General features: G+C 56.4%; 17 protein-coding genes, 1 tRNA gene and 1 pseudogene. 8 read left to right on the top strand and 11 right to left on the bottom strand.

The features are described from left to right. Positions 1-133: 133 nt before the first annotated feature. Both rfbC and rfbB read right to left on the bottom strand, forming a co-directional pair. A complete protein-coding gene (rfbC, locus tag MME58_RS25245; RefSeq protein ID WP_054985197.1) occupies positions 134-679 on the bottom strand; it encodes a dTDP-4-dehydrorhamnose 3,5-epimerase in 546 nt (181 codons plus the stop codon). 80 nt (positions 680-759) lie between these two features. Beyond that, on the bottom strand, positions 760-1842 hold the full coding sequence (gene rfbB / locus MME58_RS25240; protein ID WP_055007198.1) for a dTDP-glucose 4,6-dehydratase: 1083 nt from the start codon (positions 1840-1842) through the stop codon (positions 760-762). 241 nt (positions 1843-2083) lie between these two features. Here rfbB and MME58_RS25235 point away from each other — a divergent pair, with 241 nt between their 5' ends. The 4 genes from MME58_RS25235 to MME58_RS25220 all read left to right on the top strand — a co-directional run bounded on the left by MME58_RS25235 (position 2084) and on the right by MME58_RS25220 (position 9197). After that, a complete protein-coding gene (locus tag MME58_RS25235) occupies positions 2084-4996 on the top strand; it encodes an aminotransferase (protein ID WP_055007195.1) in 2913 nt (970 codons plus the stop codon). Positions 4997-5254: 258 nt separating this feature from the next. Next, positions 5255-6133, top strand: coding sequence for an N-carbamoylputrescine amidase (aguB, locus tag MME58_RS25230; RefSeq protein WP_054985195.1), 879 nt, complete (start codon positions 5255-5257; stop codon positions 6131-6133). 5 nt (positions 6134-6138) lie between these two features. Further along, complete coding sequence (gene aguA / locus MME58_RS25225) at positions 6139-7245, top strand: agmatine deiminase (protein WP_054985238.1); 1107 nt, start codon at positions 6139-6141, stop codon at positions 7243-7245. Positions 7246-7922: 677 nt separating this feature from the next. Further along, on the top strand, positions 7923-9197 hold the full coding sequence (locus tag MME58_RS25220) for an OprD family porin (protein WP_055007194.1): 1275 nt from the start codon (positions 7923-7925) through the stop codon (positions 9195-9197). 271 nt (positions 9198-9468) lie between these two features. Here MME58_RS25220 and MME58_RS25215 read toward each other — a convergent pair whose 3' ends face one another. After that, positions 9469-9963, bottom strand: coding sequence for a hypothetical protein (locus MME58_RS25215; protein ID WP_054985237.1), 495 nt, complete (start codon positions 9961-9963; stop codon positions 9469-9471). Positions 9964-10123: 160 nt separating this feature from the next. Between MME58_RS25215 and MME58_RS25210 the strand changes: the two genes are divergently transcribed. Both MME58_RS25210 and MME58_RS25205 read left to right on the top strand, forming a co-directional pair. Next, positions 10124-10693, top strand: coding sequence for a GNAT family N-acetyltransferase (locus tag MME58_RS25210; RefSeq protein ID WP_055007193.1), 570 nt, complete (start codon positions 10124-10126; stop codon positions 10691-10693). An 82-nt stretch (positions 10694-10775) separates the two neighbouring features. Beyond that, entirely contained in the window at positions 10776-11249 is a 474-nt protein-coding gene (locus MME58_RS25205) for a GNAT family N-acetyltransferase (protein WP_055007192.1), read from the top strand. A 10-nt stretch (positions 11250-11259) separates the two neighbouring features. On the opposite strand, the gene MME58_RS25200 is transcribed toward MME58_RS25205, so the two are convergent. Both MME58_RS25200 and MME58_RS25195 read right to left on the bottom strand, forming a co-directional pair. Then, entirely contained in the window at positions 11260-11997 is a 738-nt protein-coding gene (locus MME58_RS25200; protein WP_055007191.1) for a hypothetical protein, read from the bottom strand. A 186-nt stretch (positions 11998-12183) separates the two neighbouring features. Further along, the gene (locus MME58_RS25195) at positions 12184-12606 is read right to left on the bottom strand and encodes a DUF1493 family protein (RefSeq protein WP_054985190.1); all 423 of its coding nucleotides are present in this window, start codon (positions 12604-12606) and stop codon (positions 12184-12186) included. A gap of 189 nt (positions 12607-12795) precedes the next feature. On the opposite strand from MME58_RS25195, the gene MME58_RS25190 reads away from it, so the two are divergent. Then, a complete protein-coding gene (locus tag MME58_RS25190; RefSeq protein WP_055007190.1) occupies positions 12796-13137 on the top strand; it encodes a DUF5713 family protein in 342 nt (113 codons plus the stop codon). Positions 13138-13235: 98 nt separating this feature from the next. After that, entirely contained in the window at positions 13236-13880 is a 645-nt protein-coding gene (locus tag MME58_RS25185) for a histidine phosphatase family protein (protein ID WP_054985188.1), read from the top strand. 90 nt (positions 13881-13970) lie between these two features. On the opposite strand, the gene MME58_RS25180 is transcribed toward MME58_RS25185, so the two are convergent. The 6 genes and pseudogenes from MME58_RS25180 to MME58_RS25155 all read right to left on the bottom strand — a co-directional run bounded on the left by MME58_RS25180 (position 13971) and on the right by MME58_RS25155 (position 21725). Next, the gene (locus tag MME58_RS25180; RefSeq protein ID WP_054985187.1) at positions 13971-14336 is read right to left on the bottom strand and encodes an addiction module antidote protein; all 366 of its coding nucleotides are present in this window, start codon (positions 14334-14336) and stop codon (positions 13971-13973) included. Positions 14337-14502: 166 nt separating this feature from the next. Further along, positions 14503-15306, bottom strand: coding sequence for an IS21-like element ISPsy20 family helper ATPase IstB (istB, locus tag MME58_RS25175; protein ID WP_054986916.1), 804 nt, complete (start codon positions 15304-15306; stop codon positions 14503-14505). Beyond that, positions 15299-16799, bottom strand: a pseudogene (gene istA, locus MME58_RS25170) (IS21 family transposase). Before istA ends, istB begins: the two are co-directional and overlap by 8 nt. A 1391-nt stretch (positions 16800-18190) precedes the next feature. Beyond that, the gene (locus tag MME58_RS25165; RefSeq protein ID WP_158506055.1) at positions 18191-18982 is read right to left on the bottom strand and encodes a YopT-type cysteine protease domain-containing protein; all 792 of its coding nucleotides are present in this window, start codon (positions 18980-18982) and stop codon (positions 18191-18193) included. A gap of 202 nt (positions 18983-19184) precedes the next feature. After that, positions 19185-20335 (bottom strand): IS3 family transposase gene (locus tag MME58_RS25160; protein ID WP_241409109.1). Its coding sequence is split into 2 segments (ribosomal slippage): positions 19185-20101 and positions 20101-20335, totalling 1152 coding nucleotides; the frame shifts between segments, so codons are not numbered across the junction. A gap of 1314 nt (positions 20336-21649) precedes the next feature. Next, positions 21650-21725, bottom strand: a tRNA-Thr gene (locus tag MME58_RS25155). Positions 21726-22284 lie beyond the last annotated feature (559 nt).

The following is a 22284-nucleotide window of genomic DNA, read 5'->3' as shown; positions in this document are numbered from 1 at the left end:
GCCTGCCGACGCCAGGGCCGGTACAGGCAACAGAAACACCCGGTCGATCCTGACGTGGGCATCAGGCGCGTATTATGCCCGCCGCCGACCCGTCAGGCACCCGGACATTGCACCGGGGCCTGTGGTCAAGGGTTCAAGGAAACAGATCGGCTTCTTTCAGGCTTTTGCCTTGCTGATCCTTGGCCGACAGGCTGGGGTTGCCAGCGAATTGCCAGTCGATGGCCAGCTCCGGGTCGTCCCAGGCGATGCAACGCTCGGCTGATGGCGTGTAGTAATCAGTGGTCTTGTACAGGAACTCGGCATGCTCGCTCAGTACCACGAAGCCATGCGCAAAGCCTTCCGGAACCCACAGTTGGCGGGCGTTTTCAGCGGACAGCTCCACGCCGACCCACTGACCGAAGTTCGGCGAGCTGCGGCGGATGTCCACGGCCACGTCGAGCACCTTGCCGACAGTGACACGCACCAGTTTGCCCTGAACATTCTCGATCTGATAATGCAGGCCGCGCAGTACGCCTTGTTGCGAGCGCGAGTGGTTATCCTGCACGAACTGCCGTGTCAGGCCGGTGGCTTCCTGAAAAGCCCTGGCGTTGAAGCTCTCATAGAAAAAGCCTCGATCATCACCGAATACCTTGGGCTCCAGAATCAGGACTTCCGGCAATTTTGTTGCGACTACGTTCACGTGGCTTCCCCTGCAATCTTCAGTAAATGGTGGCGGTTCGACAGTCTGCACGCACACGTGACGGTCGAAAAGCATGGCGATCAGGCAATCAGGTCCTTCGGGTCGGTGAAGCCCAGGCGTTGGCCCTGATAACTGCCGTCCTGAACCCTGCGGCACCAGTCCAGATTATCCAGATACCACTGCACCGTCTTGCGCAACCCGGACTCGAAAGTCTCTTCGGGCGTCCAGCCCAGATCCTGGTCGATCTTGCCGGCATCGATGGCATAACGCTGATCGTGGCCCGGGCGGTCGACCACGTAGGTGATCAGGTCGCTGTAATGCGCGACGCCTGCCGGGTGCTGTGGGGCCAGTTCATCGAGCAGCGCACAGATACTGCGGACGACGTCGATGTTTTTCTGCTCGTTATGACCACCGATGTTGTAGGTCTCGCCGACTTCACCTTCCGTGACCACCTTCAGAAGTGCCCGAGCGTGATCTTCGACGTACAGCCAGTCGCGCACTTGCAGGCCATTGCCGTACACCGGCAGGGGCTTGCCCGCCAGGGCGTTGAGAATCACCAGCGGGATCAGCTTTTCGGGGAAGTGGAACGGTCCGTAATTGTTGGAGCAGTTGGTCACCACCACCGGCAGGCCATAGGTGCGATGCCAGGCGCGAACCAGATGATCGGACGCGGCCTTGCTCGCGGAATAGGGCGAGCTGGGCGCGTAAGGCGTGGTTTCGGTGAACAGATCATCGACGCCGTGCAGGTCGCCATACACCTCATCGGTGGAAATGTGGTGAAAGCGGAACGCCTGACGGTGAGCGTCGGGCAGTTTAAGCCAGTAGGCGCGAGTGGCTTCCAGCAGGCTGTAGGTGCCAACGATGTTGGTCTGGATGAACTCGGCCGGGCCATCAATGGAGCGGTCGACGTGGGATTCAGCCGCCAGGTGCATGATCGCCTGCGGCGCGAACCTTTCCAATACTGCGCTGACGCTGGCCTGATCACAGATATCGGCCTGGACGAACTCATAGCGCGTGTCGGTGGCAATCGATTGCAACGATTCAAGGTTGCCCGCGTAGGTCAATTTGTCGAAGTTCAGCACTTCGTGTTCGGTGTTGTTGATCAGGTGGCGGATCAATGCCGATCCGATGAAACCTGCGCCCCCGGTAACGAGTATTCGCATGAACTGACCTTCTTGTGTGTTTTTGAAGTAATGCAGCATAGCTGCTTGAGCGCGTCTGACGGGATCAGACCATTAAACCCGAGCAGGAAATGGAATAAAACCGCAGTTGTTTTTCCGACCTGAGGTGCTCGTGCGCGTTGGCGGTGCAGCGCAATACCCGTGCAATCCCCTTATAGTTGCGCGACCGCCTGCGCCGCCTTGCTCGCCGAGCCGGGGCCTGACAACAAGATCGAGGTAATCCATGCCGCTCGCCACGCTCATTCGCCGCTCCAGTCTGCCTTGCCCCGAGGTGAGCGTGGACCAGGCGCTGCAATTGCTCGCACAGCATTACGGGCTGAGCGGTACGCTGAAAGCGCTGGGCAGCCAGCAGGATCGCAATTTTCTGCTTGAAACAGACACGCGGCGCTATGTGCTGAAAATCTGCCACGGCGCTTACTCGGCCGCCGAGCTGAATGCTCAGCACGCAGCGCTGCACCACCTCAATCGCTACAGTGCGGTCAGGGTGCCCGGCGTGATCGGTGCCAATGACACCAAGCAATTGTTATCTATCGAGATCGACGGGCAGGCGGTGCATGTTCGCCTGCTGGAATTCATCGACGGGCAGTCACTGGGGCATGCCGGTTATTTGAGCGGTGACGTGGTGATCGGGCTGGGTGAGCTCTGCGCTCATGTGGACAAAGCGCTGGCCGATTTCGAACACCCTGGCCTGGAGCGCATTCTGCAATGGGACCCGCGCCACGCCCATGCGTTGATCAAGCATCTGCTGCCGGTGATCGAGGACGCCGATGCCCGCGCCTGTGTGATCGAAGCCGGTGAGCAGGCCCATCGCCGTTTGTTGCCATTGATTGCTGCATTGCCGATACAGGCGGTGCACCTGGATATCACCGAACACAACGTCGTCTGGCTGCGCGATGCCGGGCAGCATTGGCAAATGCAGGGGCTGATTGATTTCGGCGATCTGGTCAGTACGTGGCGAGTGGCGGACCTGTCGGTAACCTGCGCGGCGCTGTTGCACCATGCCGAGGGTGACCCGCTGTACATCCTGCCGGCGATTGGTGCCTATCACGCCCTCAATCCACTGAAAACCGAGGAATTGCAGGCGCTCTGGCCGTTGATCGTCGCGCGGTCTGCGGTGCTTGTGCTGAGCAGCGAACAACAGGCCAGCGTCGAGCCTGACAACGCGTATATCCAGGCTAACCTCGCCGGGGAGTGGAACATCTTCGACGTCGCCACCTCAGTGCCGATGAGCCTGATGGAAGCCGCAATTCTGCAGTCGGTGGGCGTGGATGTGCCGCCTGTCGAGCAACCTGCCTTTTCGCCCTTGCTGCCTGGCCTGGCAGAGCTCGCACCGGCAGTGGTGGATCTGGGTGTGCTCAGCGAACACTTCGTGGCAGGCAACTGGGAGCAAAGCGGTATTGATGAATATCTGCTTTCGCAAGCCGCCGGGTACAAGGGCCTGGCGGCCAGTCGTTTCGGTGAGTACCGCCTGTCGCGCACCTTGCCCGACAGCGCTCAACAGCCTGAAACCTTCGCTCTGCATGTTGAGTTGCATGTGCCCGCCGAAACGCCGCTGCATGCACCGTTCAACGGCATCCTGCGGCTGACGGCTGATGCGGCGGTGCTGTTGGCCGGGGACGGCATCAGTTTGAAACTGTGGGGCGTGCTGCCCGAGCCTGCGTGGCAGGACGGAGTGCTGGCGGGCCAGATGATCGGGCAGTGTGGCGGCTCGTTGCTGCTGCAATTGTGCACAGCGGCAGACCTTAACCCACCGCTGTTTGCCACGCCTGCCTGGGCAGCAGCTTGGCGCACAGTGTGCCCGTCGCCATCGGGCCTGCTGGGTTTCGATTGTGATGCACCGACGCTTGAAGATTCCGCGCAGTTACTGGCGCGCCGCGATGCCAGCTTTGCCCGCTCGCAAAAGCACTACTACCAGGCCCCGCCGCAGATCGAGCGTGGCTGGCGCAATCATCTGATCGACATGCAGGGCCGCTCCTACCTGGACATGCTCAATAACGTCGCTGTGCTCGGCCATGGTCACCCGCGCATGGCCCACGAAGCGGCTCGCCAGTGGTCGCTGCTCAACACCAACTCGCGCTTTCATTACGCGGCGATTGCCGAGTTCTCCGAGCGTCTGCTCAAGCTGGCTCCCGAGGGCATGGACCGCGTGTTTCTGGTCAACAGCGGCACCGAGGCCAACGACCTCGCGATCAGGCTGGCCTGGGCCTACAGCGGTGGGCGCGACATGCTCAGTGTGCTGGAGGCGTATCACGGCTGGTCGGTGGCGACCGACGCCATTTCAACCTCCATCGCCGACAACCCGCAGGCACTCAGCACACGCCCGGACTGGGTGCATCCAGTCACCGCGCCCAACACCTATCGCGGGCCTTTTCGTGGGGCTGACAGCGCGCCGGAGTATGTGCGCAGTGTCGATCAGGTGCTGGCAATGCTGGCTGAACAGCAGCGGCAAGTGGCGGGCTTTATCTGCGAGCCGGTGTATGGCAACGCGGGTGGGATTTCCTTGCCGCCGGGTTATCTGCAACAGGTGTATCAAAAGATCCGCGCGGCCGGTGGCGTGTGCATTGCCGATGAAGTGCAAGTGGGCTATGGCCGGCTGGGGCATTACTTCTGGGGCTTCGAGGAGCAGGGCGTGGTGCCGGACATCATCAGCATGGCCAAGGGCATGGGCAACGGCCACCCGCTGGGCGCGGTCATTACCCGGCGTGAGATTGCCGAGGCGCTGGAAGCCGAGGGCTATTTCTTCTCGTCGTCAGGCGGCAGCCCGGTCAGTTGCCGGATCGGCATGGCCGTGCTGGACGTCATGGAGGAAGAAAAGCTCTGGGACAATGCCCGGCGTGTGGGCGATCACTTCAAAGCGCGTCTGCAGGCGCTGGCCGATAAACATCCGTTGGTGGGCGCGGTGCATGGTATGGGCTTCTACCTGGGCGTGGAACTGGTCCGCGACCGTCAGACGCTGGAACCCGCCACAGAAGAAACCGCACAGCTTTGCGAGCGCTTGCGCGAACTGGGCATTTTCATGCAGCCGACTGGCGATTACCTGAACATCCTGAAAATCAAACCCCCGATGTGCACCACCCGCCAAAGCGTGGACTTTTTCGTCGATAACGTATCGAAGGTTTTGCGCGAACTGGAATAGAGGACGCAGAGCGTCCAGAAGGGCATACCCGCGCAGAGCATGGGCACAATAGGTGGTTCCTGAGACCCATCTCGGAGAAATGAGCGCCGTCATAAATATTAGGCAGATTAATATCGGCAAAATTCACAAAATAATACGAAGAATTCATATTATAAGCTTTTAATGCCGATTTATATCCGCTATAAAGGCGTTCATAATCGTCATCGCCTGTCTGCTATGGTGATAAGTCCTTTTGCAACCGCCCCTGGAGATATTTTCATGAGCCGTATCGTTTCCGTCGCTGCAACCCAGATGGCCTGCTCCTGGGATCTGGAAGCCAACATCGAGACCGCTGAAAAGCTGGTGCGTGAAGCTGCCGCCAAGGGCGCACAGATCATCCTGATTCAGGAGCTGTTTGAAACCCCGTACTTCTGCCAGAAGCCGAACCCGGACTATCTGCAGTTGGCGACCACGATCGAATCCAACGTGGCAATCAAGCACTTCCAGAAGATCGCCAAAGAGCTGCAGGTCGTGCTGCCGATCAGCTTCTTCGAACTGGCGGGGCGTGCGCGCTTCAACACCATTGCGATCATCGATGCAGACGGCACCAACCTGGGCATTTACCGCAAGAGCCACATCCCGGACGGCCCTGGCTACCACGAAAAGTATTACTTCAATCCGGGCGATACCGGCTTCAAGGTGTGGCAGACCCGCTACGCGAAAATCGGCGTCGGTATCTGCTGGGACCAGTGGTTCCCGGAGTGCGCGCGCAGCATGGCATTGCAGGGTGCGGAAATCCTGTTTTACCCGACCGCCATCGGCAGCGAGCCACACGACAAGACCATCAGTTCCCGTGACCACTGGCAGCGTGTGCAACAAGGCCATGCCGGCGCGAACCTGATGCCGCTGATCGCCAGCAACCGCATCGGCAACGAAGAGCAGGACGGCTACGACATCACCTTCTACGGGTCGTCGTTCATCGCCAATCAGTTCGGCGAAAAAGTCGCCGAACTCAACGAGACCGAAGAAGGCGTACTGGTCCACAGCTTCGACCTGGACGAGCTGGAGCATATCCGTAGCGCCTGGGGCACGTTCCGTGATCGCCGTCCGAACCTTTACGGTGCGGTCAAGACCCTCGACGGTTCGCTGGAGTCTTGATGGCCATGACCACGCTCAATAGCACGCCACGCGCCGACGGTTTCCACATGCCGGCCGAATGGGCACCTCAGACCCAGATCTGGATGGTCTGGCCCGAGCGTCCGGACAACTGGCGCCTGGGCGGCAAGCCTGCTCAGGCTGCACACGTCGCAATCGCCAAGGCCATCGCTCGCTTTGAGCCGGTTACCGTGGCTGTGTCCGCCGCGCAGTACGACAACGCACGTGCGCGGCTGGACATGCCGAACATCCGGGTTGTTGAAATGAGCAGCAACGACGCCTGGGTACGCGACAGCGGTCCGACGTTCGTCATCAATGACCGTGGTGAAGTGCGCGGCGTGAACTGGGAGTTCAATGCCTGGGGTGGCTTCGATGGCGGGTTGTACGCGCCGTGGAACCTGGACGCTCAGCTGGGCAGCAAAGTACTGGAAATCGAGCGCTGCCCACGTTACGTCACCGAAGGCTTTGTCCTGGAAGGCGGCTCGATCCATGTCGATGGCGAAGGCACACTGATCACGACCGAAGAGTGCCTGCTCAATCGCAACCGCAACCCGCATCTGACCCGCGAACAGATCGAAACGATCCTGGGTGATTACCTGGCTGTGGATAAAGTGGTCTGGCTGCCGGATGGTCTGTTCAACGACGAAACCGACGGGCATGTGGATAACTTCTGCTGCTACATCCGTCCGGGCGAAGTGTTACTGGCCTGGACCGATGATCCCGAAGACCCCAACTATGCACGCTGCCATGCTGCGCTGGGTATTTTGGAAAACACCCTGGATGCCAAAGGGCGCGCATTCATCGTTCATAAAATGCCGATTCCAGGCCCATTGTTCGCCACAGAAGAAGAATGCGCAGGCGTCGATCAGGTGCACGGCAGTCAGGAACGCAACCCTTCGGTGCGTCTGGCCGGGTCGTACGTGAATTTCCTGATCGTCAACGGCGGCATCATCGCGCCGAGTTTCGACGATCCGATGGACGAAAAGGCCCGTGAGATCCTGCAAAAGCTGTTTCCAGAGCACGAGATAGTGATGGCACCTGGCCGTGAATTGCTGCTGGGTGGCGGTAATATTCACTGCCTCACGCAGCAGCAACCTGCCCCTTGTAAAGCCTAGTCCGAAATAACTAGTAACATCCGACGGGGGCCGAGTGGTCCCTTTCTTGCTGTATCAAGCCCATCACCCGATGGGCTTTTTGTTTTTACCTGTCGAGTAACATCCTGTAACAGATGCGCGAAGCGTTTCTCCTGAAGCAGGTTGGTAAACGTTCGTTTTCTTAGCTTGACTGTCACATGGCGTGAGTAGATTTAGCCCCTCATGAAATCAAGAGGTTTTCGTTATGAACGCAGGTATGAACCAGCAGCATGCTCGTGGTTTTTCTGCTTCACTCAGTAACGAGGCCCGCCAGTTAGTGGCGGATTGGTTAAGGACGACCAGGCCCGTGAAATCCAGACCGGATGTTCGCGCAATGTTGTTACAGCGTTACCCGGCAGGTCTGTTCAACGATGCCGAGTTCGAAGCATTGCTCCGCGTTCTGACCGAGCGCGCTGACTGACCTGCATTACTCTGGCTGCGCCGCTCTGGGCCGGCCATCTGCGTGTTTGACACCTCCATGCGTCGGGACTAGGATTCGCGTCCCACCGCCTGCGGCCCAACCCTTTACGTCGTGCATCGGCAGTCCACTGCGATGAATTCGCGTCCCCCTCTATACTGCTTGTTCAGAGGCTGGAGGCCCCGATAGCCATTGGCTGTCGCTGCAGCGCGTGTCAAATTTGCAGATAAAGGAAGACAAGATGCTTAACAAACGTATGGGCATGCTCGCTTTGGGCATCATCAGTGCCAGTCAGGCCATGGCCGAGGGACAGGCAGATGCAAAGGGTTTCGTCGAAGAGAGCAGGCTGACCGTCAACCTGCGTAACGCCTACATCAACCGCGACTACAAGAACGACCGTGAAGACAAGTCCGAATGGGGCCAGGCCTTCATGGGCAACTTCGCGTCCGGTTTCACTCAGGGCACCGTAGGTGTCGGCGTCGACGCGTTTGCGCTGTACGGCATTCGTCTGGATGGCGGCAAGGGTCGCAGCGGCAATGGCGGCATCGACTTTTTCAAACAGGGTGACAGCGGTGCTGCCGCTGATGACCTGTCCCGCGCTGGCGCGGCGTTGAAGGCACGTATCTCCAACACCGTCATCAAGTACGGTGACCAGATGCCCCAGTTGCCGGTGCTCAGTTACGACAACTCCCGCCTGTTGCCGGAAAGCTATACCGGCACTCTGATCACCTCCAAAGAGATTGACGGGCTTGAAGTGGTTGCCGGGCGTTTCACCCAGCAAGCGCGCAAGAGCGCCGAGGGGCGCGACAGCGGTGATCTGAAAAGCATCAACGTCTACGGTGCCAGCTACAAGTTCACCGATGAATTCAGTGCCGCGTTCTACGCCTCCGACAATGAAGACGTACTGAAGAAGCAGTACCTGAACCTGAACTACGTCTTCGCCCTGCCGAAAGACCAGTCACTGACGTTCGACTTCAACGGCTACAAGACCAAGCTGGACAAGGACTTCACCACCAGCGATGCGCGTGACAACAAGATCTGGAGCCTGGCCGCGACCTGGGCCGTGGGCATCCACTCGTTCACGCTGGCGCACCAGCGCAGTACCGGTGACATGGGCTACGCCTACGGTGGCTATCGCAACGATGGCGGCTACGGTGATGGCGGCAACACCATCTACCTCGCCAACTCCTACTGGTCCGACTTCAACGGCAAGGACGAACGTTCATGGCAGGCTGCCTACGGCGTCGACCTGTCCGGCCTGGTCCTGCCCGGCCTGAGTTACAAGGCAGCCTACGTACGCGGTGACAATATCGACGACGGCACCGCTGGCAGCGGCGATGGCACCGAACGCGAGATCTTCAGTCAGTTGACCTACGTGGTCCAGAGCGGACCGGCCAAAGACCTCTCGATCCGCCTGCGCAATTCGTTCCTGCGCGTCTCGGACGATGCATTGGCGTACAACAGCGAAGGCAATGAAACGCGTATCTTCGTCGACTACCCGATCAACGTTTTCTGATCTGAGGGAGGCGGCCTGGCAAAGGCCGTCGCCCGACTCCTGATCGTGCCCATGCTCCAGCGCTCATCGCTATACAAGTCTGCTTTTGATTCTGGCCGGAGGCCGTGGGAGCGAACTTGTTCGCGAAGAGGGCTGGATAATCGCCGAAAATGCATGACTGAAACACCGTTCGTGCTCCAGCGTGGGCATACCTTCCCTGACGCTCTCCGTCACATCTACCCATCCCAAGTCTGTCAGTCACGTCAAAGAACATGACAGGGCCGCACCTGACTCAGTCCGCAATCAACTGAACAAACACTGCGAACCCGCCGAGGAATATCCAGAAAAAGCTGAACAGCCAAGGGCTGCGCTTGGAGAACAGCAAAGACTTTTTCGGCCCTGTTTCGCTGGACTCCCAATCGCTGAACAATGGCGAGTCATCATAGGTCAGGCCGATAACAGGCTCGCTGAGCAGCAACTGAGACTGCTTGTGATGCCAGTGCTGAATGATGTCGCATGCTGCCCGAATGCCCGGCCAGGCGAACAGCGTACTGAGCAGCCCCAGCAATGCCAGCATCGGCGGCACCACCAGCGTGAACATCACGCCCCAGGCAGTGTTCATGTTCGCCATTGACGATGCGTAGGCGATTACCAGAAATGACTGCGCCGACAAATAGGCGTTGGTGCGATTGGACAGGTTGGTGGTTTCGTAATGGATTTCGCGCCGATAGAAATCCAGCCGTTCCTTGGGCGAGCCAAATAGCTTGACCTGCTGCTCATCCACCACATTCTGAGGTGTCTGATCCGTAATGATTCTGGGCACTGGCGTTACCGATGTGTAAAAGATGCTGGATAGACTCCCGTCTACATCAAGCAGTTCGACTTAAATCCCCGGCATACGGGACCGTTCATCCTGTGAGCACTGTTCCAGGGAAGGGCACATCGTCATGACTACCACCCCCACGCTGCACACCGAGCGTCTGCTGCTGACGCCGCTTCAGCTCGAGGATGCGCCAGCGGTTCAGCAGCGCTTCCCGCTATGGGACATTGTGCGTTACCTGAATAATCGCGTCCCTTGGCCTTATCCACCGGACGGTGCGCTACGTTACATTCAGGATGTCGCGCTGCCCGCCATGGCAAATGGCAGCGAGTGGCACTGGATGATGCGCCTGCAGAGTGCACCTCACGAGATCATCGGCAGCATCACCCTCATGACCCACCGCGGCAACAACCGCGGCTTCTGGCTACACCCGGACTGGCAAGGCAACGGCTACATGAAAGAGGCCTGTCGTGTGGTCAATCGACAGTGGTTCGACGTGATGGGCATGCCCCTGATGCAAGTGCCCAAAGCCGCCCCCAACGAAGCCTCGCGGCGCATCTCGATCAGCGAGGGCATGCGCAAAGTGAGTACGCAGGACGGGGAGTTTGTTGGCGGACGGTTTGAGGTGGAAATTTGGGAAATGACGCGGGAGGAGTGGTTGGCGCGAGCGCTGCAAGCAGGCGCTTCGAACGTCTGACGTAGAGGCCGACCCGGCATTAACCTGTTGCCCATAACCACCAGCCCAAGTGATATTGCCCGATAAACAGAGAGTGACCCGAATGCCGTTGACCCGCAACACCGGGCCCGACATCACCCTGGTAACCGTCCAGCCCGAAGACTTCGAAACCTTGGTGGCCATACGTATCGAGGCCATGCGCGAAAGCCTCGAGCGTGTTGGACGGTTTGATCTGGTGCGAGTCCGAGAGCGTTTCCGTGAAGGGTTTTCTGCGTCATGCACACACTACATTCAGGTAGACGGCGGCAAGGTCGGCTTCGTGGTCGTCAAACCGACCAGCGACGGCCTGTTGCTGGATCACCTGTATATCAAGCCGGCTGTTCAAGGGCAGGGCATTGGTTCTGCCGTGCTTCGGCAGGTCTTCGCACAAGCGGACGCAACTGCATCGGCAGTACGGGTGGGCGCCCTGAAAGAAAGCGACTCAAATCGCTTCTACGTTCGCCACGGATTTCAGCTCGTTGAGAGCGGCGAGTTCGACAACTACTACCTCCGCCCGCAACGTCTGCCGATGTGCTGACGGGTTGGGATCAACCCGCAGAAGCAGCCTTCTCCGCCGCACGTGCCGCGAGCATGGCTGTCTCCGTTTCCTGGGTGTGCAACTCACCCTTCTGGGCCAACTGGTTGAAGAACATGCCGTCTACCTGCTCTTTCGACGGCGTTGACGTCTTGGGAATAAACAACGCGCCCAGGTCCAGCGAGCTGGCAAAGTTTTCCTTGGTCAGGTTGTAGCGACCCAGATAACTGCCGCTCCAGGGAGAATCGGCATCGACCATGTCGATAGCCGTCTCCCGATAGGCCGTCGCTGCTGCTTTCAGCCCGCTGGACGCGTTCAGCAGCGTGTTCAACTGCTGGGTGTTAGCCTCGCTCAACTCACCGGAACTGTTGGTTGCCTTCAGATTGCCGTTTGCCTCGATCGTGAAGCCAAACTTCTTGCTGGCCAGATCCGGATAAACCGATGCCAGCGTCGACTTGAACGCCTCATACGAACTCTTCAGCGCCTCCGTCGAATTACCGTGCTGCGCCGCCTTCTGCGGGAAGTCAGGCGACTGCGAACGGCCGATCCAGGTATCGACTGCTTCCATCGGCTCGGTGCTCGCAGGCACTTCGGTACTCGGGTGATAAACAACGGCGGGCGTATTGGCAGCCGCGTTCTTCAGCGCTTCTTTCTGCGCGTCCCTGAGCGGTTGTGGCGTGAGCGTTATGCCGGAATTGGGCAGCGTGATGTGCGGAGACGTGTTGTTGCCGGGGGTGAGTGAGATAACCATTTCATCGATCCATGATTGCGGGGTGTAAGGAGAGTATCGACGGAGGTTGGGGGAGCTTGAGGGGCAGGAGGGCGGGAAGGTTTTCAGGTTGTTTCTGTGAGCTTTGCCTCGGGAGCTGTTCTTTCCCGATACACCTTGGCAGCTCATGGTCTGCTATGTATTACCACGCGCTTCGCATAGCCAAGATCACCGACTCTTTATCTTGTAGCCATCAATCGGGATATCTTCTGTGCGCTCATACAGTGGAGCATCGCTGAATGTGGCTTGTTCAAATGCTTGTGTATCCCAACGTCTCGCTTTCAAGGCTAAATACAACATGCCCACCCTCAGCGGTATGTTTCCGCGTCTGTCTTTGGCGCGCCTGAAGGAAAAGAAGCTGAAACCTTCTTCCAGAAAGTACCGATAAGGGTCGTAATCGTTAAGATCGATAGAGAACCTTTCGAAGAACTCGACCATCAAATCATTTGCGTCATCGCCATCTACGCCCATGTCCCTCGCGACATCGGTCGCCAAGCTGAAGCTTTCAAATGCCTTTCTTCCAAAGCCTGCGGTATCGTTGATGCAGACGACAATGCTATCCATTATTTTGTAATCAAGGGGGTCGTTCATGGCTAGAAAACCTGATCTTCGGTGCTCGCAATGGAGTTATAAGTTACAACTGTCTCTTTGACTATCAGCCCTGGCTCCCGCGCCGTATGCGCCCAGCACTGCAGAGTGCGCAATAATCTTGTAATAAATCTCAGATTGTCACCTCAATTGGATTCACGCGCGCCCACTGTACATCGACGAGGGATACCTATGCAGTTGACCAATGAAACCATGGCCAGACACACCTTCCTGAAAGGCATGTACCAGGACGAGTATTTCCCTGATGCCGTTGTGAAAATGTGCGAAGACGTGCTGATCAACCTGTGCCACGAAGTCGAGCAGCAAAAGCCTTCCGACCTGGACGCGCTGTATGCCCTGACTCACCAAGCGACAGAACAAATCAACGAGCTGGAGGAGGCGTTCGAAGAGAACGGCAGTGAGATCGAAACCGTCGCCCGCGAAGCCATTGCTGATGATTTCATACGAATAGCTGACGCTTATGGTTTCACCGACGCGGACATTGAGGAGCTGATTGCGCTGCGCGAATGGTAATCGACGCCCTGTATGCCCTCTGAAGCTGATAGGTTTTGCCAGAAGGGGGCGTACGCTTGAATGGACCGAGCCTCTACACTCATGCGAGTCTCTGATTAATGAAGCAGGTCAGACTAATTCGTCACGGACAAAGCGCTGCCAACGCAGGCGAAGCCAGTGTGGATCACGCGACTATTCCTCTTACGTTGAAGGGGGTGGGACAAGCACAGTCAGTGGCCCGATCATTCACACATGCGCCGGATTTGATTGTTGCCTCACCGTTTTCCAGAGCGCAGGCAACCGCCATGGCGACCGCAGCTACCTTCCCTGCCACCCCGCTTGAAACCTGGTCTATTCAGGAGTTCACCTACCTCGAACCCGCGCGATGCGCCAACACGACCGTTGCTCAGAGGCGGGATTGGGTTGAGGCTTATTGGGCCAGGTCAGATCCAGCGTTTAAGGATGGAGCAGGGGCAGAGACTTTTTCAGGATTTATAGCGAGAGTGCAGTCTTTCCTGTCGCAAATTGCGGAGCATCCTGCCCAGCGCATTGCGGTGTTTTCGCATGGGCAATTCATCAATGCCGCCGCCTGGCTGGTCGAGCGCAAGCCGCAAGACATTTGTGGCCAAGCGATGGCGGACTGGCGGGATTATGAAATCAAGAATCATGTGGCTAACGGTGGTGGCTACATACTGGTCAGGCATGTAGGCGTTGACGACTGGCAAATATGCTCACAATCCTCACAAAACGCTGAGAGCAGATAAAGCCAAACAGCTTCACTCCCGGATGGCTCTGACGACTACAAAAAACTGCTCGCTGTTGTGAAAGCGGCACCATTTCGGGGGGAGAAATCGTCACTGGTCTGAGCTCTGGCTGCCCATGTCAGCTCTGTGCGAAACGACCTTTGACATTCCCACGCCCAGTGCCTGTAGCACCTTGAGGATGGTAGATAGCTTCGGGTCACCGCCAGCAGCGATAGACCTGTAAAGGTTGGGTCTGGCCAGGCCCGTGTTTTTTGAGAGATTACCCATGCCACCTCTCGCCTCGATCAATCGACGGATGGCCGTAAGGAAAACGTCCTCACCTCCATCCTCGTCGATTTCTTCCAGCGCAACAGACAGATATTCGATGGCAAACGCTTCGTCTTCACGGAGCATTTCCAGAACGCTTTCATCATGAGAACGCGTAGAGGTTGTCATTTCTTTTTCACCTTGTGACATTTCCATGTTGGCGCTGATTGAAAACTGACCCACCCTGCCGATTGAAAATTGACCCAGGACGGATTGCTGATTTTTGCCCCAGCAATTGTGGATAAGCTTAGCAGCAGTGTGCCGATTCAAGACGCATCAAGCCCCACCGCATGCAGCAGGGCATTTATGGTGCGGATTAAAATGGCTCATCGTCCTCGACATCATATCCGTCCTTGCGCTTTCGTTCCCGTGACTTGATCTTTGTCTGGGCGGCCAAGGTGCTGTGTTGTAGGCGGTAGGACTCGTTGCCCGTTTCGACGATGTGGCAGTGGTGTGTCAGCCGATCCAGCAACGCGGTGGTCATCTTGGCGTCGCCAAACACACTCGACCATTCCGAGAAGCTCAGGTTGGTGGTGATGACCACGCTGGTGTGTTCGTACAGTTTGGACAGCAGGTGAAATAACAGGGCGCCACCGCTTTGGCTGAAGGGCAAATATCCGAGTTCATCCAGTATCACCAGGTCTGTGCGCAGCAGTGCCTGGGCGATTCGCCCTGCCTTGCCATCGTACTTCTCACGCTCCAGCAGATTCACCAGATCCACCGTGGAAAAGAAGCGCACGCGTTTGTTGTGGGCCGTGATTCCGGATACAGCCAAGGCACTGGCCAGGTGTGTTTTCCCGGTTCCAGGGCCGCCGATGAACACGACATTCTGCGCGGTTTCAGTGAACGCCAAGCTGGATAGATCGCTGACCAGCCGGGCATCAGCGCTGGAAGCGCTGAAGTCAAAGCCAGCTAAGTCACGGTGCATGGGGAGTTTTGCCATGTTCATCTGATGATTCACCGAGCGCACCGCGCGATCCGCATGTTCCTGCTGAAGCAGATGTTCCAGCAGCCATTTCGATGAAGCCGTCGACGCTGTTCCTTGAGAGACCAGTTCTTCCCAAGCACTGGCCATGCCGTGTAGACGAAGTTCTTTGAGTTCAGTCATTAGGTCACGCATTGCGATTCTCCTCATCGGTCGCACGAAGCCGGTCGTAGCGTGCCGTATTGGCAACAGGCGCGACCTTGAGTTGCAGGCTGGTTTCTACACAGGGAGGTGGTGCGGTGGAGGTCAGGCGGGCAACGACATTGAGGATGTGATCGGCGCTCAGACTTCCCGATTCAAGTACCAGCTCCACCGCCACCAGCACTGGTTCGAGACCCGCAATTGGCACAGCAGCCAGTACCTGCATCATGATTCGATCACCGTTGGTGTGACGCCTCAGTCCTCGTTTGAGAAGCCGTAACGGTTTTGGCAGATCAGCAAATGGCGCGCCGTTGCGCAATGCACCAGGCTTGCGTTCGATGAGTGGGATGTAGTGCTGCCAGTCAAAACCGACCTGATCTCGATCAAAGAGGCGCTCGTGACTGGCGATCACCGTTTCGTCGGCAATGACCACGATCCGCGAAGGGTACAAACGGCTGCTGACCCATTGGCCCACACGCTCGCAAGGTACCGAATAACGATTGCGCGCCACGCTGATCAGACAGGTGCTGGAGACCCGCACGGTACGCTCGACGTAGCCATCAAATGCCGTCGGCATTGGCATCATTTCGATCTGCTCCAGCTCCAAGACCTCGGCCACCGTAAGCCCGTTGTACTGCGGATGCACCAGTTCGCTCCAGAGCGACCGGCAACGTTGGCCGAGCCAGACATTCAGCTCCTCAAAGGTATGGAACATGCAATTTTGAGCATCGAGCCAGATTCGCCTCCGGCTGTCCTGCACGTTCTTTTCGACGATGCCTTTCTCCCAGCCAGAGGCCACGTTGCAGAAGTCCGGATCGAACAGATAGTGCGCGCACATCACGGAAAACCGGGCGTTGACCGTGCGGCTTTTGCCTTTGTTAACCTTGTCGACAGCCGTTTTCATGTTGTCGTAGATGCCGCGACGCGGCACGCCACCCAACGCTCCAAACGAACGGGTATGGGCATCAAACAGCATCTCGTGGCCTTGGCTGGGGTACGCAACCAACCAGAATGCGCGACTCGCGCACAGCTTCATGTGGGAGACCTGGATACGTCGAAAAAGACCACCGATCAGCAGACCTTCTTCGCTCCAGTCAAATTGAAAGGCCTCACCGAGCGCAAACGTCAGCGGTACAAAAGCGCGTAAAGACTTGCCTTGCTCGCCTCGCCAAGAGCGCACAAACGCCGTGAGCTGGCTGTAACCGCCGTCATAACCCTCGGCCTTGATCTGCTCAAAAAGTGCTTTGGCGCTCCTGCGGTTGTGTTTTGGCCGGAACGAATCGGCGCTTGAGCGCCTGCTCCAGGGTCTCGTGAAAAGGGCTGAGCTTATTGAAGGTTGCGCACCGTTGGTACGCTGGCTGAGTGGCTTCGGGCGCTCTGACCCATTTTCGGATGGTGTTTCTAGACAGCCCGGTACGCTTGGCTATCTGATGCAGCGAGAGCTTGTCGCGGAAATACATCCGCCGGATTTTTCCCAACATTTCCATGCTGATCACCCTGTGTTCTCCTGCTCGAAAAGTGAGCAGAAGCAGTTGAACACCTGGGTCAGTTTTCAGTCGGCAGAAGAGCCTCTACTGGGTCAGTTTTCGGTCAGCGGCAACAGGCACCATCATCTGCGTCGCTGTTGCGGGTGACTACGGTGTTTGTCACGCCGATTGTCACGAGGGGGAATGCCGCAAAGCCTTGTACGAGTTGGGCTGCAGCAGCGGTAGGAGCGCCCGTCTCTTTCCAGGAGAAAGAGACGGGCGCAGGTTGGCGCAAGGAAATGGCCAAGCGGATAGGTTGCTGCGGGGCCGCTATGAAAGGGGATGAGTTGCCGCAGTGGGCACACTGGTAAAAGTAGGCATCCATCACATCGCTGTGACCGTGCGAGCCGCCGGACGCTAATCGCACTTTGGGAGAACCACCACGGTGTGGCGTAGCCTTAAAGGTTCTGGCTGCCTGGGTTGCTGTCAACGACAGCGCTTTGCCCGATCTTCTCTACGCCTGTGAATAAATTGGGTCAAGGCTCGGGTTTTCGGGAATTCTGCGGCTGTGGATGAGATTATCTACCAGTGGAATCTGTGGTTTTCCACAGAAAGTTCGCATTGGCTTTAGATTTTTAATTGAGGTCCATCTAAGGGCGGCGGCTTTGCAGCCTTGCTTGGATGGGCCCGCGTGGCCTAGCTGATCACCGCGAATTTGACGATTGAAGTTCAACTGACTAAGCGCCCAAAACGAAAAAACCCGCCAAAAGGCGGGTTTTTCGGAGATTCCAAAGGCTGCAAAAACCACCTTTGAAACCTTGTATGGTGCCGGCACCAGGAGTCGACCCCGGGACCTACTGATTACAAGGAAGGTGCTTTTTACCTATAAATCATGGGGTTACAGATACTCTTGTTACGTGGCGCATGCCTGAAATGCTTGAAATACGGCAGCCTATTGACCTTTGTTACGTGGTTGAAACGCGCCTTATGTTCAATCGATCCCACAAAAAAGCCCGCTCTTACGGGCTTTTTCGGCGTCTGCTGGACGCCAGAGGTACCGCTCGGCAAGTGATGGGCTAGGGCGCAACAAATACTGCAGGTCCTAGGCTCTGTACGTAAAGTGGCTACGCATCGGTAATGCTGCGTTAAAAACAGGCTCGGAATGCTCATTTACAACTCGTAGACTTCGCTTCCTACCCCGTTTTTGCTTTGCCTGACCTTCGCCGTCGACTTTTCGTACAGAGCCTAATTGCGTGGAAATGTCGGGCATCACCCTTTTTTTGAAATGCTGATTAGGGATCAATCGAAAGCGAAATAGCGGTATCTGATGCTTTTCAATTGTCGACTGAAAACGGTTGCACTTATCCGCGTAGCTATGTCCATAAATCAGGACGAAACCTACCAACTCAACACTAAGAAACTCTAAACTCGTTTACGCAGTGTACGTCGTAATTCAAGTTGTTATAGTGTTCGATCAAAGCTTTAAGCATCTGGGGGGCTTCACTACGGGATGATTGAAACTCACCAAGATTGGGATCGAACAATTTGAACCTATTTCCTTCACAAGAACTAGCGATTGCGTGGCCTTGAACGCTTGCAAAGCGCAAGCTTAGCAAGTGTTTTCTACCTGCCTGAGCCAAATCGTTTGCCAATGTTTGGGCTAATTGCGCACTACCACCTGATGCATGAACAATTTTAGGTTCTCTGCGTAATGAGAAACCTGCATTCTCGACGACAGCGGTGCTAGCAGTGAAAAACGGCGCTTCATCGTCATTTGAAAGTGCCGAGGCTAAAGCATCGTCATAGACCTGATGCCTCTGTGCTCCGTTACTTTGTCCTTCTCCATTATAGTCAAGGTGGTCCATGCGCGACTCAGCGTCGCCGCTGTTGCTCATAACAAGCCACTCGGTGGAAAGACCTGCGCAGATGTTGTTTCGATTAACATCTCTTGACTCGACCGCAAAATCTTCTAAGTTAACTTGTGTAGTAGAATCATCACCTAGACTTACACTTGAAGAAGATGCGCAGCCTTTGTCACCCAACATCAAGGCTAGAAACGGATGTATCCCGCGTGCTCTGGGCCTCAATGCTAAGTCCAGAGGCTGTTGCTCATTTGTTTGCCCATGCTCAGGTTGAGGCGCACTTGCTGCCTGTGGAACATGGTTTTCCTGATGATGCAAAATAGCTATCGATGGCGTTGCCATATTTATCTTCATACGTACCTCAGATTGTTTTCGACATGGCTCTTGGATCAAGGAGCTGGCTAGCTACCCTAAAATTGATAGTTGAGTGTCCAGATGAGCCATTCGGTTCCACGACATATGGGTGGGCGCTATTCCTCTCGACATTCCATCTTGCTCTGTCTCCACATATGCGTCAGCTGCTGATTGAATCGCCCCTGGTTTCCTAGACACTCTCCAAGCTCAGGAAATAACGTTTCTCATACTCTACTGGAGACAGCTGCATAGCACTGCTGTGCCGGCGTTTAGGGTTATAGAACATTTCGATGTAATCGAAAATATCACTTCGGGCGTCTTCACGCGTTGTGTAGATCTTTCGACGTATTCGCTCCCGCTTCAAAAGCTGGAAAAAGCTCTCGGCTACGGCATTGTCGTGGCAGTTTCCTCGCCGACTCATGCTGCTGATTACATTGTTGGCCTTCAAGAAGCTTTGCCAGTCTGAACTACTGAACTGACTGCCTTGGTCTGAGTGGATCATTACTTGCTGCTGTGGTTTGCGTCGCCACACAGCCATCAACATCGCATCGATAGCCAGGTCGCTGCACATCCTTGGCTTCATTGACCAACCAATTACTTGGCGTGAGAACAGATCCAGCACTACTGCCAGGTAGAGCCATCCTTCATAGGTGCGGATGTAAGTGATATCGGTCACCCAGACCTTGTTCGGCTCACTGACCTTGAACTGCCGCGCGAGGTGGTTGGGCGAGGCCACTGTTGGTTTTCCACCGTAAAACCCTGGACGCCGCCGATAGCCCGTTTGCGAACGCAGCCCCTCCGCCTGCATCAAGCGCCCGACCCGATTTCGCCCGCATGCCTCTCCCAGCTCACGTAGGTCATCGTGAATTTTGCGATAGCCGTATACACCTCCGCTTTCCAGCCAAGCGTGTTTGATCAAGCCAAGCAGACGTTGATCTTCTTTCGCTCGGGCAGATTGAGGCTCGGCCAGCCAAGCGTAGTAGCCGCTGGCGTGCACCTTGAGGGTTTGGCAAAGGCGCCTCACCGGGTAAGCAGTCGAGTGCTTCTTGATGAAGGCGTACTTCAGCCACACTCCTTGGCAAAGTACGCGGCGGCCTTTTTTAAGATGTCTCGCTCTTCAGTCACGCGCTTAAGTTCAGCGCGTGGATTGCGCAGTTCTGCCTGCTGATCGTCGTCTTGCTGACGCTGCTCTTGGGGCTTGCTGTAGACCTTGATCCAGGCGTAAAGGCTGTGCACGGACATGCCCAGGCGCTGGGCGACATCGGCGACAGGTTTGCCTTTTTCGGTCACTTGCTTGACCGCTTCGATCTTGAATTCTTCGGGGTAACGCTGACGACTCATGGCACCTCCTATTTGGGCCTCATTATGAGGCTTGGAGGTGTCTAGGAAACCAGGGGCGATTCACAGCTTTCCCACCACGGGTTACATAATCGAAGTGATGCATATGCACTCGGCAATCTGCAGTTAGCGTGAGTTTCGCGCAGGTGGGTAGTAAGCCACGCACGCGAAAACACTCTGCTGTCACGGAGTGCATTGCCGCAAAAAAAATGCTCATAGGCTCATTGTGGCAGCTGTGTGGCACAGACCCAAGGGTTTTTGTTGCCAAGAATGAGGTAGGTGCAGCAGGGTCGAATCATGGGCTAACAAGAAGGTCGCGAACAAAAAGCCAGTGGAAAAAGCACTTATCCCCCTCCCGCCGACGGGGTCCGCGTCCGTTTTTTGTGCAAACCCAGATGCGATGAAAGCAATACTCCAGCCCAAGCCAGCCGTGGGGTTGCGTAGGGGAGCTGCAATTGCACAACGTGCAAGCTTGTGCAGGAAAATGTCAGCGCCTTGCACAGCGAGCGACAGGGCGGTGCAGGCGGGGGCAATCCTCGGAAGCCCGGCCTGCTTGGGCGAAAAATTGGAAAACCGAGGAATGGGGTGGTTTTCCAAATCGACACCGGTCTCAAAGCTGCGCACCAGGGCATCGGCGGCCAGATCAGATCCAACCTCTACAACTCAAGCAGACCGGGATCTGTAGCCGCATTCAGGGGCCTTTGGAGATTGCACACGATTGCACGCGCTGGTGACGATCTACAGGCCTTCATGCCTTGCAGTCAGGTTTTCGAAAAAGGGCGTTTTAAATGAGATCGAATCTCAGGTATGGGAGGGTGTTTTCAAAAAGAGCGATATTAGCTATATGACCCACGAACCTAGGCTGGAGGCCACGGTTTTACTGGGCTGCGCGTATTACATCGAAACGTAATATGAAGCGATATGAAAGGTAATATTTTCCTGAAACCCCCGGATTCATTGGGTTTTAGGGAATGAAAATATAGCTTTAGTAAAAGGTAATATTATCGCCTTTGTATCGCTTCAATATTACCTTTGCCCGGAAACGCTGAAAGCCACGGCCTGCAAGGGCTGCAGCCATTTTTCCCGAGCCGTATTACTAATATTACCTTTTTTCTGACCCCCCTCAGATTTTGAACGGGGCACCCTGTACCGAGCGGTTGGCCAGGGTCTCGCGCTACTGCTCATGAGCGTCTGTAGCTGCGGTTGGAGCTCGACGGGGAGCGCGTAAGACAGGCCCGATCGGTGGCCTTGTTACGTGGCTTATTACGTCTGGGGGAAAAAACAAGGGCCTGCATCGCTGCAAGCCCTTGATTTATATGGTGCCGGCACCAGGAGTCGAACCCGGGACCTACTGATTACAAGTCAGTTGCTCTACCAACTGAGCTATACCGGCGTAATGGGCTGCGAGTATATAGAGTCTGATGCGCTTGTAAAGCCTAGCTGTCTGATTCAGTTGAAAAAAGTCGACCGTTGGCGCTTCGGGTCGGATACGGGCGGGTGGTGGTGCAGGACGTTTCTGTTGGTTTTGGCGGAATGGTCTGTTTGGTGGGGCGGATCGGGGCCGTTTTGGGTGTTGATTTTGCTGCTGGCACGAACAGCTTTTGCAGATCGGAGCGCTGGTTTTTTAACCTGGTCGCGCAAACCGATGTGTCCAGCGTTGATGGCTATCTGGTGCATGAAAGAGCGCGGAGCGGGGCTAGGCATTTTGGGGCGGTTGCGGGAGCGGAGGGCTTTGCATAGGCTTGTTCTCAACGGCCCAGGCTACTGAGTCAGCAGCACGGGTCGTTAGCTTTTCAGCCAGGCAGATAAAGGACTATCTCATGAGTGGCGCGATGGATCGTAACCGGACTTGGGGTGTTGTATGCCGCGGACGGGTCATTCACTGAAGAGTTGTTGAAGGATATTTGCAGTTGCGTCTGGCCTTTCGGCTTTGCGCAGGGTGGGGCTGAGGA

The sequence above is a fragment of the Pseudomonas syringae pv. tagetis genome (assembly GCF_022557255.1).
Lineage (GTDB): Bacteria > Pseudomonadota > Gammaproteobacteria > Pseudomonadales > Pseudomonadaceae > Aquipseudomonas > Aquipseudomonas caricapapayae.
This window is presented reverse-complemented; position numbering and strand designations above follow the sequence as displayed.

Excerpts from the sequence above, each read along its gene's own strand:
- rfbB (WP_055007198.1), bottom strand. The coding sequence starts at position 1,842 with ATGCGAATACTCGTTACCGGGGGCGCAGGTTTCATCGGATCGGCATTG.
- MME58_RS25185 (WP_054985188.1), top strand. The coding sequence starts at position 13,236 with ATGAAGCAGGTCAGACTAATTCGTCACGGACAAAGCGCTGCCAACGCA.
- aguB (WP_054985195.1), top strand. The coding sequence starts at position 5,255 with ATGAGCCGTATCGTTTCCGTCGCTGCAACCCAGATGGCCTGCTCCTGG.
- istB (WP_054986916.1), bottom strand. The coding sequence starts at position 15,306 with ATGCGTGACCTAATGACTGAACTCAAAGAACTTCGTCTACACGGCATG.
- aguA (WP_054985238.1), top strand. The coding sequence starts at position 6,139 with ATGACCACGCTCAATAGCACGCCACGCGCCGACGGTTTCCACATGCCG.
- MME58_RS25210 (WP_055007193.1), top strand. The coding sequence starts at position 10,124 with ATGACTACCACCCCCACGCTGCACACCGAGCGTCTGCTGCTGACGCCG.
- MME58_RS25180 (WP_054985187.1), bottom strand. The coding sequence starts at position 14,336 with ATGTCACAAGGTGAAAAAGAAATGACAACCTCTACGCGTTCTCATGAT.
- MME58_RS25195 (WP_054985190.1), bottom strand. The coding sequence starts at position 12,606 with ATGAACGACCCCCTTGATTACAAAATAATGGATAGCATTGTCGTCTGC.
- MME58_RS25235 (WP_055007195.1), top strand. The coding sequence starts at position 2,084 with ATGCCGCTCGCCACGCTCATTCGCCGCTCCAGTCTGCCTTGCCCCGAG.
- MME58_RS25165 (WP_158506055.1), bottom strand. The coding sequence starts at position 18,982 with ATGGCAACGCCATCGATAGCTATTTTGCATCATCAGGAAAACCATGTT.
- MME58_RS25220 (WP_055007194.1), top strand. The coding sequence starts at position 7,923 with ATGCTTAACAAACGTATGGGCATGCTCGCTTTGGGCATCATCAGTGCC.
- MME58_RS25205 (WP_055007192.1), top strand. The coding sequence starts at position 10,776 with ATGCCGTTGACCCGCAACACCGGGCCCGACATCACCCTGGTAACCGTC.
- MME58_RS25190 (WP_055007190.1), top strand. The coding sequence starts at position 12,796 with ATGCAGTTGACCAATGAAACCATGGCCAGACACACCTTCCTGAAAGGC.
- MME58_RS25200 (WP_055007191.1), bottom strand. The coding sequence starts at position 11,997 with ATGGTTATCTCACTCACCCCCGGCAACAACACGTCTCCGCACATCACG.